At 65.5% G+C, this 13685-nt stretch carries 13 protein-coding genes, 1 pseudogene and 1 riboswitch; of the genes and pseudogenes, 12 read left to right on the top strand and 2 right to left on the bottom strand.

Translation table 11 applies throughout. The features are described 5' to 3' along the window. Nucleotides 1–91: 91 nt before the first annotated feature. A riboswitch (cyclic di-AMP (ydaO/yuaA leader) is annotated at nucleotides 92–276 on the top strand. Nucleotides 277–282: 6 nt separating this feature from the next. The 11 genes from ACIQLF_RS17125 to ACIQLF_RS17075 all read left to right on the top strand — a co-directional run bounded on the left by ACIQLF_RS17125 (nucleotide 283) and on the right by ACIQLF_RS17075 (nucleotide 11426). Further along, a complete protein-coding gene (locus ACIQLF_RS17125) occupies nucleotides 283–1098 on the top strand; it encodes a C40 family peptidase (protein ID WP_400301004.1) in 816 nt (271 codons plus the stop codon). Between the two features lie 106 nt (nucleotides 1099–1204). Then, nucleotides 1205–1642 carry a hypothetical protein gene (locus ACIQLF_RS17120; protein ID WP_400301001.1) on the top strand — a complete coding sequence of 146 codons (438 nt, stop codon included), beginning with the start codon at nucleotides 1205–1207 and terminating at the stop codon, nucleotides 1640–1642. Nucleotides 1643–1695: 53 nt separating this feature from the next. Continuing rightward, a complete protein-coding gene (locus ACIQLF_RS17115; protein WP_400301000.1) occupies nucleotides 1696–2277 on the top strand; it encodes a DUF305 domain-containing protein in 582 nt (193 codons plus the stop codon). 24 nt (nucleotides 2278–2301) lie between these two features. Next, nucleotides 2302–3213, top strand: a complete 912-nt coding sequence (locus tag ACIQLF_RS17110) for a F510_1955 family glycosylhydrolase (protein WP_400300998.1) — start codon at nucleotides 2302–2304, stop codon at nucleotides 3211–3213. A gap of 236 nt (nucleotides 3214–3449) precedes the next feature. Beyond that, nucleotides 3450–3947: an HNH endonuclease gene (locus ACIQLF_RS17105; protein WP_400300996.1), complete on the top strand. Its 498-nt coding sequence runs from the start codon at nucleotides 3450–3452 to the stop codon at nucleotides 3945–3947. After that, complete coding sequence (locus tag ACIQLF_RS17100; protein ID WP_400300993.1) at nucleotides 3944–4612, top strand: molybdenum cofactor guanylyltransferase; 669 nt, start codon at nucleotides 3944–3946, stop codon at nucleotides 4610–4612. The genes ACIQLF_RS17105 and ACIQLF_RS17100 overlap by 4 nt, the downstream gene beginning before the upstream one ends. Nucleotides 4613–4627: 15 nt before the next feature. Then, nucleotides 4628–4906 carry a DUF6457 domain-containing protein gene (locus ACIQLF_RS17095; protein ID WP_400300990.1) on the top strand — a complete coding sequence of 93 codons (279 nt, stop codon included), beginning with the start codon at nucleotides 4628–4630 and terminating at the stop codon, nucleotides 4904–4906. Between the two features lie 3 nt (nucleotides 4907–4909). Then, a complete protein-coding gene (locus ACIQLF_RS17090) occupies nucleotides 4910–6115 on the top strand; it encodes a molybdopterin molybdotransferase MoeA (protein WP_400300988.1) in 1206 nt (401 codons plus the stop codon). 58 nt (nucleotides 6116–6173) lie between these two features. After that, on the top strand, nucleotides 6174–7004 hold the full coding sequence (fdhD, locus tag ACIQLF_RS17085) for a formate dehydrogenase accessory sulfurtransferase FdhD (RefSeq protein ID WP_400300985.1): 831 nt from the start codon (nucleotides 6174–6176) through the stop codon (nucleotides 7002–7004). Between the two features lie 111 nt (nucleotides 7005–7115). Continuing rightward, on the top strand, nucleotides 7116–9437 hold the full coding sequence (locus ACIQLF_RS17080) for an FdhF/YdeP family oxidoreductase (protein WP_400300982.1): 2322 nt from the start codon (nucleotides 7116–7118) through the stop codon (nucleotides 9435–9437). Between the two features lie 132 nt (nucleotides 9438–9569). Next, nucleotides 9570–11426 (top strand): ABC transporter ATP-binding protein, encoded by a 1857-nt coding sequence (locus ACIQLF_RS17075; RefSeq protein WP_400300980.1) that lies wholly within the window; start codon nucleotides 9570–9572, stop codon nucleotides 11424–11426. A 30-nt stretch (nucleotides 11427–11456) separates the two neighbouring features. Here ACIQLF_RS17075 and ACIQLF_RS17070 read toward each other — a convergent pair whose 3' ends face one another. Both ACIQLF_RS17070 and ACIQLF_RS17065 read right to left on the bottom strand, forming a co-directional pair. Next, on the bottom strand, nucleotides 11457–11858 hold the full coding sequence (locus ACIQLF_RS17070) for an NUDIX domain-containing protein (RefSeq protein ID WP_400300978.1): 402 nt from the start codon (nucleotides 11856–11858) through the stop codon (nucleotides 11457–11459). A 72-nt stretch (nucleotides 11859–11930) separates the two neighbouring features. Beyond that, nucleotides 11931–12002 (bottom strand): annotated as a pseudogene (locus ACIQLF_RS17065) (hypothetical protein); the annotation flags it as partial. Between the two features lie 63 nt (nucleotides 12003–12065). Between ACIQLF_RS17065 and ACIQLF_RS17060 the strand changes: the two are divergent. Continuing rightward, nucleotides 12066–13292 (top strand): ROK family protein, encoded by a 1227-nt coding sequence (locus ACIQLF_RS17060; protein ID WP_400300975.1) that lies wholly within the window; start codon nucleotides 12066–12068, stop codon nucleotides 13290–13292. Nucleotides 13293–13685 lie beyond the last annotated feature (393 nt).

Raw genomic sequence — 13685 nt, 5'->3', positions numbered from 1 at the left:
ACCGTTCCGTGATCAGAACGTGACATTTGCAGTTGTTTCATATATTCTAGAAATGTAGTCGGCGCTCAAGCCCGATTACCGCCATGAGGAGTGCCGAGCACTGCCGCCGCATGGTGTCCGTTCAAAAAACGCATGGCAGTGGCGGGGGACCCAATTTTTGGCTTCTGAACTTAGGAAGCCTTGGGGTTAAGTAACCCGGACCCGCAAGGGGCCGGATTGCCGAGTGACTCCCACTCGAACCCGACAGCTCACCTCGTAGGCATCAGGAGAGGCAATAACAACGTGACTACACGTCAAGCACTTGGTCGCCACCGCGCGACGCCGGTACGGACCAACCCACTTGAATCCATCTCGAAGGCAGTTGCCTCGAACGCTGGATCGGTTGGCCGCCAGGCAGCAGTAATCGCAGCAGCATCCGGCCTTGTTCTGACCTTGGGTGTTCCGGGCCAGGGCGCGGCAACCCGCGAGGCATCCTCCGCCCCGGTAGAAGGCCTCTCCGCAGAGCGCGTTGCAGTCAAGGCTGTTTCGGTCTCCGCATCCAAGGTCAAGGACCTTGACATCGAGCGCGCCGCATTCACTTCCAAGCCGGCTCCGGTCGTCGTGGCAGTTGCCAACACGGTTACGACCCGCGACAGCAGCACCGCCCCAGTGACCCGTGCCTCGACCGACGCCTTTGCGCCGACGACCCGCTCGAACCGCGGCGGCGCAGTGAGCACCGCCGTGGCCCCCAAGAGCGACTCGATCAACACCGCAAACCTCTCCGGCATTGCGGCAACCGCAGCCCGGTTCGTTGGCGTTCCCTACGTCTGGGGCGGCAACACCACCGCGGGCTGGGATTGCTCCGGCTTCGTGAAGTACGTTTACGCCAAGCACGGCATCGATATCGCCCGCGGCACCTCCGCGATCCGCGCCTCCGGCCAGTTCGTGCGCACCAGCAGCCCGAAGGCCGGCGACCTGGTATTCCAGAACGGTGGAGGCCACGTAGGTATCTACCTTGGCGGCGGAAAGATGATCGGCGCACAGAACCCGACCGTCGACACGATGATCCACGACGTGACCCGCAACCCGCTTTACGGCTACTACACCCTGGCCAAGTAAGCAGCAGTTTTCAAAGACCCCGCTGAATCCGCAAGGATGCAGCGGGGTCTTTTGCTTTGCGTGGACAGGATTGAACGATACCCCCATAGGGTATATTGTGGATCCCGTGAAGAAGCCGTCCAGACCCGCCAGCAGCCGGACGCTGCCGCCCGCCATGCGGGTCGTGGTTCTCTGTGCGTTCTTCCTAGGCCTGCTCTCCATGCATGTGCTCGCCGGGGCCGCGTTCAATCCTATTCACCACGGAGGAGCCGGCAGTGCAGCAGGTGCCGCGACCTCCATTGCGGCGTCCGCGCACGATCACGGTGAACAACACGTGCCGGCCACTGAACCCCACGATGGGCACGTGATGGGGCTGGGCGAATGCGCCCTTCTGGTTGCCTGCGTTCTCGGCCTCGTGGCGTTGGCCCAGAAACTCGGACAGCCGAGAAGCGGTGGAACCGCCTCGCGTGCGGGGCCAACGCCTTATCGTCCGCGCCTGGTCGCCTTCAACGACAGTGTTTTCCAGACGCCTTCCCCACAGCAACTGAGTATTTGCCGTAGATGAGCATTCCGGAGCAAAGACCGGAACGCAATCACATCTCACGCAAGGAAAAGACGTTGAAAAAGAACAAGACAACCCTGATGCTTTCGGCTGCCATCGTGGCGGGCGCCGTGGTCCTGGCCGGTTGCTCCGCACCGGCCCCCGTCCCTGGCGGAAACACCACGGCAGGCCAACAGACGCCCGGAAATATGCACAACGGTGCCGATGCCATGTTCGCCCAAATGATGATCCCGCACCACGAACAGGCCGTTCTCATGAGCGAGACCATGCTGGAAAAGAAAAGCCTGGGCACGGAAATGGTGAAGCTTGCCACCGATATCAAGAATGCGCAGGCCCCGGAGATCAAGCTCATGGAAACTTGGTTGGAAGGATGGGGTGAACCCCGGGAGCTGGGCCACACCATGGCAATGGAGGGCATGCTCGGCGACGAAGACCTGCAGGCATTGGCCAGCGCCCAAGGCCGTGCGGCCGAAGAACTCTTCCTGAACCAAATGATCGGGCACCACCTCGGAGCCACGAAAATGGCTGAAGCCGCACTGAAGAACGGCAAGGATCCAAGGGTGCTGGAACTGGGCCGGAAAATCATTGCCGACCAAAACGCCGAAATCGCACACATGCGCGAGATGCTCAAGAAGTAGCGGGCGAACCGACACATGAAAACCATGACAACGAAACCGGCGATTTTCATGTCCGCGGCACTGGCAGGCGTACTGGCCCTTGCCGGGTGCGCCCAGAGCCCCGGCGACGCCGGGCCGGACACGGGAACAACTGCTGCGGCAGCCTCGACGCCGCGGGAATCAGGCGCAGGTCCCGCTGCGAAGGACCCGGAGACGGTCCTTGGGTATCCGACCGCTCATGTTCACGCCATTGCCGCCACGGACAAGGGACAGGTGCTGCTTGCCACTCACGACGGCCTCTATGAAGTATCGGCGAACCCCGCCCAGCGCATCGGCCCCGTCGTTGACTGGATGGGCTTCACCCTCGGAAAAGACGGCTTCTACGCCTCGGGTCATCCCGGCCCCGGTGTCGAGTTGGAAAACCCCGTGGGCCTGATGAGTTCCACCGACAAGGGAAAAACCTGGGAGAGTCTCTCGCGCTCCGGGGTTTCGGACTTCCATGCGCTGACGGCAAGCAAGAATGCCATCGTCGGGTTCGATACGACGTTGCGTTCCACGGCCGACGGCAGCCGGTGGAAGGACCTCGACCCGAGGATCCTCCCTGCGACACTTGCCGCGGATCCACGCGGTAGCCTCGTACTGGCGGCCACCGAACAGGGTGTCTGGCGATCAACGGACGACGGCGCGACCTTCGGCGAACCTGTGGCAAACGGTCCGCTGCTGCAATACCTGGCGGTGTCCGGCACCAAGGCCGTCGGCATGACGCCGGACGGGGTCGCCTGGACCAGCCATGACGGCGGCATGAGCTGGAAACAGGGCGGGAGGCTGCAGGGAACCGCCAACGCGGTGGCCATGAGTCCGGACGGATCCCTGATTTGGGTATCCAGCTCGCTGGGTGTCGAACATTCGGCCGACGGTGCCGCCAGCTTCGAATTGCGTTTCGCTTCACCCCAGTAGAAGCGAATGGTGTTGTGAAACCCCGTTTCCGGGGTTTCACAACACCATTTCCGGATCGTGCAACTTGCAAAATTCGGAGGGAATTCGAACCAATTTCACCTAAACCCGCGCGGAATCAACGGCCTTTGTCTTAGGCTAGCCCCAGAGTCAATGCTCAGAGCCATGCGCGTCACTTGAGGGATTCCGTTGTGAACGGGTCCCTCTGTTACGCCGGGTCGGGATCTAAGGATGCGCCGATGCGAACCCTAGTGCTGAATGCAGGATTTGAACCGCTGGCGGTAGTCACATTTCGCCGGGCACTGCTGCTTGTCTTCATGGACAAGGCCACAGTACTCGCGGCCGATGAAGAGGACCCGGTGGTCGGCCCCAGCCAAGTCATGCCCCGACCCACGGTGATCCTGCTGAACCGCTACGTCCGGATGCCGCACCGCCGCAACCTCCAGGTGTCGCGCCGCGGGGTCCTGCGCAGGGACTCCCACCGGTGTGCATACTGCGGCCGCAGCGCCAGCACGGTCGACCACATCATCCCGCGCAGCAGGGGCGGGGTCGACAGCTGGGAAAACCTCGTGGCGGCATGTCACGGCTGCAATAGCGCCAAAGGCGACAGGACGCTGGCACAGTTGGGATGGAAACTACGTTTTGCACCCGGCACTCCACGCGGCGCCCACTGGTTCATCACCGAACTGGACCGCCCCGCGGAAGCCTGGAGCCCATTCCTTCGGAGCGCAGCATGAAATTTGATGCCATCATCGTGGCAGGCGGCCGTGGCTCACGGCTGGGCGGGGTGAGCAAGCCGCTGCTGGAACACCACGGGGAAACCCTACTCGAGCACGCGCTCAACGCAGTGAAGGACGCCGAAGGCATAGCCGTGGTCGGCGCACACGCACTGGCGGACGCGGTGACAAGGTACATGGAAAACGCCCCCGACAGCCAGCGCGTGGTCATCACCCGGGAATACCCCAACTATGCCGGTCCGGCCGCTGCCGTGGCCGCGGGGCGTGCGGCGCTCGACGACGGCCCCGACGACGAAAGTGCGCAGTGGCCAAGCGGCGTCGCGGAAATCACCGTGGTGTTGGCCGCCGACCTGCTGGAACCTGCCCCCGTGGTGAAGGCGCTGCTCGAGGTGGCGCGCCGCCGGGCCCCAGGGATCGAGGCGTGGGTGCCGCAGGACGCCGGAGGGGTCCTGCAGACGCTAGCCTGCGCCATCACCACCGAGGCGCTGAAGGCGGCAATCGAGCAGGCTGCCGGACCCCACGGCAGCCTGGAGAATGCGTCGATGATGCGTCTGCTTGCTACAGTGCAGATGGAACGTCTGAAGCTGCCAGAGGTGGATTTCAGCGACATCGACACACCTGGGGACGCCGGGCGTCACGGGATTACGGTGGCAAACGGCCACTGACGAGGAGAACACTAAATGCCTGCAGCGGAACTCGACGACTGGGTCAGGGAACTACTGGCCGCCTTTGAACTCGCCGACACGCAGGTCGACATCGACCAGGTGCTTTCCCTGGCCGGGGTTGCCGCCCACGGCATCGTGCGCCCCGCGGCCCCGTTGACCACCTACCTGGCCGGCTACGCGGCGGGACTCGCCGTGGGCAGGGGACAGGCAAGCGAGAAGCATGCCATGGATTCCGCCGATGCCCTGGCGCGTGCCGTTTTGCAGGCACGCGTCTCCGCCGGCACCGACGACTAGAGCATGCCCGACCACGACCACGGCTGGGAGCAGGCACGGCAGGACGCGCACAGGCTGGGGCGGTCCCTTCGGCCGGCCCCGGAACTCGTGCCCTTGCACCAGGCCGGGGGGCGCGTGCTGGCCCGGGACCTGGTTGCCCGTTATCCCATACCGCATTGTGCAACCTCGGCCATGGACGGATTCGCCGTGTCCGGGCCGGGCCCCTGGCTGCTGCTCGACGCAGTCGCCCACAACCCCGCCGAGGGCACGGTTACGTCGCTGGCCCCGGGCCAAGCCGTTGCCGTGGTGACCGGGTCCTTGATCCCCGAAGGCGCCGATGCCATCATCCGCCTGGAGCACACCACCGAGCGCGACGGGTGGCTCAGCTCCGACCGGACGGTGTCCCCGGGCGCCGACATCCGGCCCGCCGGGACCGAAGCCTCACCGCACGACGTGCTGCAGGCCGCGGGCACCGTGCTGCGTGCCGGGGTCGTGGCCACCGCTGCGGTGGCGGGCTACGACGAACTCCTGGTTGCCGCCCGCCCCAGGGTCCACCTGGTCTACACCGGGGACGAGGTCATCACCTCCGGGACCCCGGCACCCGGGCAGGTTCGCGACGGTTTCTCCCCGGTCCTGCCGCTGATCATCGCGGCACTGGGCGGGCGGGCGGCGAGCGAGGCGCGCATCGGCGATTCCCAGGCACAGAGCCTTGACGCGCTCACCGACGTCCCGGCACTGGCCGCAGACATCGTGATCACCACGGGCGGCACCGGATTCTCCGACCGCGACTTCGTGCGCAGCGCCGTTGCCGAGCTTGGCGGAAAGGAAATCGTTTCCGCCATCGCCATGCGACCCGGGCACCCCTCGATGCTCGCGGCGCTGCCCGACGGACGCATCCTCGTGGCGCTGCCGGGCAACCCGCTGGCCGCGCTGATGGCCGTCGCGACGCTGGTGGACCCGCTGTTGCGCGGCGCCTGCGGCACGGAACTTGCGGAACCCGGAAGCGCGCTGGGCGCCGCGGACTTCGCACCGCTGCCTGGCAGGCACCGGCTCATCCCGGCGCGCTGGGTGGGCTCCGCCGACCCGCTGGTGCCCGACGCACTGGCACCGGCCGAACACGTCGGCTCGGCGATGCTGCGCGGGCTCTCCGGGGCCGAGGCGATCCTCGTCATCCCGCCCGCCGGCGCCCGGGCCGGAACCCCCGTCGGCTACCTTGGACTACCTTGGTAACCGGGGAACCCCACCGATTTGGCCGGCGGCAGCCGGAAGCAAGAAAAGGAATGTGAGAATGGGACGCAAAATCGTGCGCCGGCGCATCGTCCGCGCCACCCTTGACGGAGCGCGGAGCGAGCGCGAGGAAAAACTCGCCGTCGAGGAACCCCTGGAAATCCGTTTCGGGTCCACCCCGTTCACCACCTCCATGCGCACCCCGGGCGACGACTTCGACATGGTCGCCGGATTCCTGCTCGCCGAGGGCATCATCTCCCGTGCCGAGCACCTGGTGGCCATGCGCTACTGCGCGGGCACTGACGAATCCGGCAACCAGACCTTCAACGTCATCGAGGTGCAGCTGGGCTTCGGCGCCCAGGCCCCGGACCTGTCGGCGGCCCGCCATGTGGTGACAAGCTCCGCCTGCGGCATCTGCGGGACCAACTCGATCGACGAGGTGCGCAAGAAGTCGCACTACGCGCTGGACCCGGACACGGGGTCGGTGGAGCTCGAAACCCTGCTGGGCATGCCGGACACCCTGCGCGAGGCGCAGGAGCTTTTCAGTGCCACCGGCGGCGTGCACGCGGCCGGCATCTTCAGCACCGACGGCAGGTTGTTGGTGCTGCGCGAGGACGTGGGCAGGCACAACGCGGTGGACAAAGTCATCGGCTCGGCCCTGCGCGAAGGCCTGCTTCCGCTGGGCGAAACCGTCCTGCAGGTCTCCGGCCGGGCGTCCTTCGAACTGGTCCAGAAGGCAGCGATGGCGGGGATCCCGGTGCTCTCCGCGGTCAGCGCCCCGTCGTCGCTGGCCGTTGAGCTGGCGCAACAATCGGGACTCACCCTCGCCGCGTTTTCCCGCACCAGCAGCGTGAACCTATACACTCATGCTCAACGCGTACTAGGCGCCTAGAAAGTTCACCGGCCGTGCGGCCGTGAGAACCCCGGGTGCCAGTGACGCCAGTGCCAGCGCGCCCCCGGTGGCGAGCCATGCAGCAACACCGCAGTGACGTGGAGGAACAAGATGAATCGCCCGGCCCCAACGCAAGACATCAACGAAGACGACCTGGTGGTCGGCAAGCCGAAGCGCAGTGCCGCCGGGGTCGAAGCGGTCAAGGTGTCCCTTGAGCGCGGCTTCGCCGAGGCCGGCGTGACCCGCACGGTTCGTTCGATGCTTCGCATCAACCAGCGCGGCGGTTTCGACTGCCCCGGTTGCGCCTGGCCCGAGTCCATCACCGGCGCCCGCAAGCCCGCGGAGTTCTGCGAGAACGGCGCCAAGGCCATCGCCGAGGAAGCCACCGCGCGCACCGTCACCCCCGAGTGGTGGGCCAAGCACCCCATCGGCGTGCTCCGCGAGAAGACCGAGTACTGGCTTGGCTCCCAGGGCCGCATCACCGAACCCGTGGCCATCCGTGCCGGCGAGACCCACTACACACCGATCACCTGGGCCGAGGCCTTCCGCACCATCGGCGAGCACGTCAACGCCACCACCCCGGACAAGTGCGTCTTCTACACCTCGGGCCGGACCGCCAACGAGACCGCGTTCATGTACCAGCTGCTGGCACGCTCGCTGGGCACCAACAACCTTCCCGACTGCTCCAACATGTGCCACGAATCCTCCGGTTCCGCGCTGAACCCCACGATCGGCATCGGCAAGGGCACGGTCTCGCTGGAGGACTTCGAGCACGCCGAGCTGATCTTCGTCGTCGGCCAGAACCCGGGCACCAACCACCCTCGCATGCTCTCGGCGCTCTCCGAGGCCCGCAAGCGCGGGGCCCGCATCGTCGCGGTGAACCCGCTGCCGGAAGCCGGGTTCTTCGGCTTCAAGGACCCGCAGAGCGTGTCCGGCATGCTCGGCAAGTCCGCCGACGTCAGCAGCCACTTCCTGCAGATCAAGGTCGGCGGGGACCTCGCGCTCTTCCAGGCGTTCGGGCACCTGCTGCTGGCCGCAGAGGAAAAGAACCCCGGGTCCGTGATCGACAGGGCCTTCATCGATTCGGCCACCGACGGCTTCGAGGCCTACAAGGCGGCCCGCGCGGAACTCAACTGGGACGCCACCGAGGAAGCCACCGGGCTTTCCCGCGCGGACATCACCGCGATCGCGCAGCTGTTGGTCGAATCCAAGGCGACGATCTTCTGCTGGGCGCTGGGCCTGACCCAGCAGCCGCACTCGGTGCCGACGCTGAAGGAAATCATCAACCTGCTGCTGATGCAGGGCAACTTCGGCAAGCCGGGCGCCGGCGCCTGCCCCGTGCGCGGGCACTCGAACGTCCAGGGCGATAGGACCATGGGCATCTGGGAGAAGCCGGGGGAGAAGCTGCTGGCGGCCCTCGACTCCGAATTCGGGATCGATTCCCCGCGCGCCCACGGCTACGACTCCACCGAGGCGCTCGACGCCTTCGAGAACGACGAGGTCGACGTCTTCGTGTCGATGGGCGGCAACTTCGCCTTGGCCAACGCGGAGACCGAGGCGCTTGAGGCGGGCATGCAGCGCGCCAAGCTCACGGTTCACATCTCCACCAAGCCCAACCGCTCCCACGTGGTGCACGGGCAGACCTCCATCATCCTGCCCACCCTGGGCCGCACCGACCGGGACGACAAGCACGCCGGCGGGCCGCAGTTCCTCTCCGTGGAGGACTCGATGTCCGTCATCCACTCGACCCAGGGCCGGCTCAAGCCGGTCTCCGAGCACCTGCTGGCCGAACCCGTCATCGTCGCACGCATGGCCACCGCCATCCTGGGCGAGGACCACGTGGTCCCCTGGAAGGCCATGGCCGAGGACTACGACGTCGTCCGCGACCACATCTCCCGGGTGCTGCCGGGCTTCGAGGACTTCAACCGCCGGGTGCGCGGCCGCAACGGCTTCGTGCTGCCCAACCCGCCGCGCGACACCCGTTCCTTCGCCACGGACATCGGCAAGGGCAGGTTCACGGTCTCGCCGTTCGAGGCGCTGCACGCGCCGGAGGGCCACCTGATCCTGCAGACCATGCGCAGCCACGACCAGTACAACACCACGTTCTACGGGCTGGACGACCGCTACCGCGGCATCAAGGACGGGCGCCGCGTCATCCTCATCAACCCGGAGGACCTGGTGGAGCTGGGCCTGGAGGACAAGGCGCTGGTCGACGTGATCTCGACCTTCGGCGGCACCGAGCGCCGCGCCAACAGGTTCCGCCTGGTCTCCTACCCGACGGCCAAGGGATGCGCGGCCGCGTACTTCCCGGAGGCCAACGCGCTGGTGCACCGCGACCTGGTGGCCCGCGAATCCAACACCCCCGGGTTCAAGGCCATGACCGTGCGGTTCGTGCCGCATTCCCTGCAGCCCGGCCCGACCCTGGACAGCTGACCGGCGGTCCGGTCGCGCCCGGCACCCCCGGTAGAGTTGGTCTGCACCTCGGACCCGTCGGGGCCCGGCTGACCGGTGCGGCAATCCCGTGGCGCCACGCGTGGCCACACCCTAGATTTGGCGGAACACCTCATGAGCATGGAAAGCGTCGCCTGGAGTTCGCTGTGGCGGATGTCGGGGCAGGACAAGGGCAAGGCGTATGCGCCGACCACACCGCGGCGGGTCCTGGCCTTCGCCGGGGTCTACAAGAAGCAGCTGCTGATATTCGTCTTCTTCTCGGTGTGCGCCGCGGTCCTGACCGTCGTGACCCCGGTCCTGGCCGGCCGGGTCGTCGATGCGATCGTCGCCAAGAGCGACGCCGCCACGGTGCTCGGGCTTGCCGGGATGATCGCCGTGGTCGCGGTCTTCAGCGCGATCTTCTCGCTGATCGTGCGCTGGTTCTCCTCCCGGCTCGGCGAGGGCATCATCTTCGACCTGCGCACCGCCGTCTTTGACCACGTGCAGAAGATGCCCGTCGCCTTCTTCACCAGGACCCGCACCGGCGCGCTGGTGAGCAGGCTGAACAACGACGTCATCGGCGCCCAGGCGGCCTTCGCCGGGACCCTGTCGGGGCTCGTCTCGAACGTCGTGGCCCTGGTGCTGACGGCTGGCGTCATGTTCTCCACCTCGTGGCAGGTCACGCTCGCGGCCCTGGTGCTGCTGCCGGTCTTCCTGTTCCCGGCGCGACGGTTCGGCCGCACGCTGGCCCTGCTGCGCAAGGAATCGGCGGACCTCAACGCCTCCATGGCCACGCAGATGACCGAGCGCTTCTCGGCCCCCGGAGCCACCCTGATCAAGCTCTTCGGCCGTCCCGCCGACGAATCCGCACAGTTCGCGACGCGCGCCGGACGGGTCCGGGACATCGGCGTGAAGATGACGATGCGCCAGTTCTTCTTCGTCACGATGCTCACCCTGGTGGCGGCCCTGGCGCTGGCCCTCGTCTACGGGCTGGGCGGCGTCTATGCGACCCGCGGCGAACTTGCCGCCGGCGACGTGGTGGTGCTGGGCATGTTGCTGGTCCAGCTGTATGCGCCGCTGACCGCGCTGGCCAACGCCCGGGTGGAAATCACCAGCGCCCTGGTGAGCTTCGACAGGGTCTTTGAGATCCTTGACCTCAAGCCGCTGATCACCGATTCGCCGACGGCCCGGGTCCTGGACCCGGGGCCGGTGGACGTGAAGTTCAAGGGCGTTTCGTTCGCCTACCCGAGCGCCGAGAAGGTCTCGCTGGCCTCGCTGGAAGACGTTGCGGTGCTCGACACCCGGGGCGGGGAGACGGTGCTGCACGGCATCGACTTCGAGATCCCCGCGGGTTCCACCGTCGCGCTGGTGGGCTCCTCGGGTGCGGGCAAGTCGACCATCGCCTCGCTGCTCGCCCGGCTGTACGACGTCGACTCCGGGTCGGTCGAACTTGCAGGGGTCGACATCCGCGAGCTGAAACTGGGTTCGCTGCGCTCCACCGTGTCCATGGTGACCCAGGACGGGCACCTGTTCCACGAAACCATCGGCGCCAACCTGCGCCTGGCCAAGCCCGAGGCAAGCGACGCGGAGATCTGGCAGGCGCTGACCCGGGCCCGGCTGCAGCCGACCATCGAGGCGCTGCCCGACGGGCTGGACACAGTGGTGGGGGAGCGCGGCTACAGGCTCTCCGGCGGCGAACGCCAGCGCATGACCATCGCGCGCCTGCTCCTTGCGGCACCGCAGGTTGTCATCCTCGACGAGGCAACGGCGGCGCTGGATTCCTCCAACGAGGCGGCCGTCCAGGCGGCCCTCGCCGAGGCCCTGGAAAACCGCACCGCCCTGGTCATCGCGCACAGGCTCTCGACGATCCGCTCGGCCGACCAGATCCTGGTGGTCGAGGGCGGCCGGATCGTTGAGCGCGGCACCCACACCGAGCTGTTGGCCGCCGGCGGACGGTACGCCGAACTGCACGAAACCCAGTTCGCTCAGTAGCGGCCACCGGGCCGCAGGCCCGGTGCTGCCTTAGCCGCCGAGCAGCGAGGGCAAGACATGGTCGCGCAGCAGCGGCGCGATGTCGTCCCGCTGGATGGCGACCGCGGGGCTCAGCCACATCATCTGTTCGATTTCGGCTTGGATGCGAGGTGTTTCCGCAGTCGTAGCTCCGTAGAGGTAGGCATGGATCTCGGTGTCGGCCTCGTTCGCCGCGGGACCGTTCCAACGACCCAGGAATTCAACCTGTTCCGGAACGAAATCCAAGCCGATTTCCTCCCTCACCTCACGCAGGACCGCGGCCTCGGGGCTTTCGTCGGGTTCGAGTTTTCCTCCCGGCTGCATGAACATCGTGGTTTCGCGTTTGCGAACCAGGAGAATGCGTCCGGTGGGATCAAGAAGCTGCATGGCGGCGATGGTGAGAATCTTTGGCACACCTTGAGCTTAACAACAGCCAAAAGTACATGCGAGGATGATAACGTGCTCTTTGGGCTGATTTAGTCTCGACTATTGGCGTAATGCGAGAATAGTGGTATTGCACTCGGCACAAGGCAGTCTTCGTGCGCCGACCGGATACTGGGACTATCCGGAAAAAGGCACAGCCAACGGGGGATCATACATGGATCTACAAATGGAGAATTGATGCAGCGGGGCACCAACTTAGGTCGACTCGGGGATTTTAATCAGGCGGTTATTTTTGAGTCGATTCGTCGCGCTGTCGACGGGGTAAGCCGCGTTGAGCTTGCCGGTTCCACGGGACTTTCTCCACAGACCATCTCAAACGTCGTACGCCGATTGCTCGATGAAGGCTTGGTCCGCGAGGACCGCACAATCGTTTCCGGTCCGGGCAAGCCCCGGACCGTCTTGGAACTGGAAGTCAACCGCATGGTTGCCATCGGAATCCACCTGGATCCCGGTGTTATCTCCGTTGTCATGCTGAACCTACGTGGTGAAGTGATGCATTCCCGCCGTATGGATATTCCTCCGGTCGAGGTGCCGGAGAAGACCGTCGAAACCATGGCGAAGACCGTGGAAGAGATCATTGCCGCATCCGGCATACCGCGAGCCAACATCGTTGGAGTCGGTGTGGCGGCCCCCGGGCCGCTGGACCGCGAGCGCGGGGTCCTGATCGATCCGCCATTGCTTGACGGCTGGAAAGACGTGGCGATCGTCGAGCCGCTGCGACGCATGCTTGACCTGGATGTCATCCTCGAAAAGGACACGATTGCAGCATCCATTGCGGAATTGTGGAAGGGGAACGACGCCGCGCGCGACAACTTCATCCTCATGTATGTGGGTGCGGGCATTGGCGCTGGCATGGTTCTCAACGGGGAAATCCACCGGGGCGTCAGCAACAACGCGGGCGAGGTCGGCCACTATTCGACCGGCGTCGTCGCCCAGCCGTGCACCTGCGGCCGCAACGATTGCCTGCATGCCAACCTGGCGTTCAACCACGTGGCGCAAAAGGCCCGTGAAGCCGGCTTGACGTTGACCGTGCCGGATGACGGAACCCCCGAAGAGCGTGCCGAAGGCATGAGCCAGATCGTGAAGATGGCTGACGAGGGCAACGAAAATGCCGCGACTCTCATGCGCGAATGCATGGGCAAGGTCGGGCAGGTTGCCGGCCAGCTATGCAACGCGCTGGACGTCTCCCAGGTCATATTTGGCGGACCTCTGTGGTCCGAAGTCGGGGATTACTGCATTGACGGAGTCCGCGAAGTCATCAATGAGCGATTCAGTTCCAAGAACGTGCACGGCATCGAGGTTCGTTCCTCGACGCTGGGGCCGGAAGCCGGTGCAATCGGCGGCGCCTGTGCGGTAATGGACGCCAGCCTGTCCCCGAAGGCAGCTGCACTCTTGTTGCGCTAAAAGGTAGCAAAAATCAGTTGAAGGGTCGTTCGGTTACGCACACGAGCGGCCCTTTTGCGCGAATTAGGTGACCCGGTTGACAAACCCTTTCAAATGGATTTAGATGTCCGGTAGGAGTTGGTAGTAACCGAACTGCCCACCGTTCTTTGTGTGAAAGTCTCGATTGTCCGCAATGTTGATGTGTGGGGGAACGGCAGGTCGGCTGCTGGGGAGCCACTCCAACGCCGTCGACCGGTGATGTGGGATGTAATGGGAGTTATCCCATATTTCACCGGTCGATGGCACCTTTTTCTTAACGGCCTTTTCGGTTGGTCCCGCGTTGTTCCGGGGCGGCATGATTCGTCGGCCGCACACTTGCGGCAGGCGTTCCGTGCGGCAAGACGACGGAACCGT

The sequence above is a fragment of the Paeniglutamicibacter sp. NPDC091659 genome, assembly GCF_044756805.1.
Taxonomy (GTDB): domain Bacteria; phylum Actinomycetota; class Actinomycetes; order Actinomycetales; family Micrococcaceae; genus Paeniglutamicibacter.
The sequence above is the reverse complement of the archived record's forward strand: the minus strand, read 5'-3'. Positions and strand labels throughout refer to the sequence as shown.

Bases quoted from the DNA above. Each gene is read 5' to 3' on its own strand.
- ACIQLF_RS17060 (WP_400300975.1), top strand. From the start codon at position 12,066: ATGCAGCGGGGCACCAACTTAGGTCGACTCGGGGATTTTAATCAGGCG.
- ACIQLF_RS17105 (WP_400300996.1), top strand. From the start codon at position 3,450: ATGCGAACCCTAGTGCTGAATGCAGGATTTGAACCGCTGGCGGTAGTC.
- ACIQLF_RS17080 (WP_400300982.1), top strand. From the start codon at position 7,116: ATGAATCGCCCGGCCCCAACGCAAGACATCAACGAAGACGACCTGGTG.
- ACIQLF_RS17100 (WP_400300993.1), top strand. From the start codon at position 3,944: ATGAAATTTGATGCCATCATCGTGGCAGGCGGCCGTGGCTCACGGCTG.
- ACIQLF_RS17075 (WP_400300980.1), top strand. From the start codon at position 9,570: ATGAGCATGGAAAGCGTCGCCTGGAGTTCGCTGTGGCGGATGTCGGGG.
- ACIQLF_RS17095 (WP_400300990.1), top strand. From the start codon at position 4,628: ATGCCTGCAGCGGAACTCGACGACTGGGTCAGGGAACTACTGGCCGCC.
- ACIQLF_RS17110 (WP_400300998.1), top strand. From the start codon at position 2,302: ATGACAACGAAACCGGCGATTTTCATGTCCGCGGCACTGGCAGGCGTA.
- fdhD (WP_400300985.1), top strand. From the start codon at position 6,174: ATGGGACGCAAAATCGTGCGCCGGCGCATCGTCCGCGCCACCCTTGAC.
- ACIQLF_RS17090 (WP_400300988.1), top strand. From the start codon at position 4,910: ATGCCCGACCACGACCACGGCTGGGAGCAGGCACGGCAGGACGCGCAC.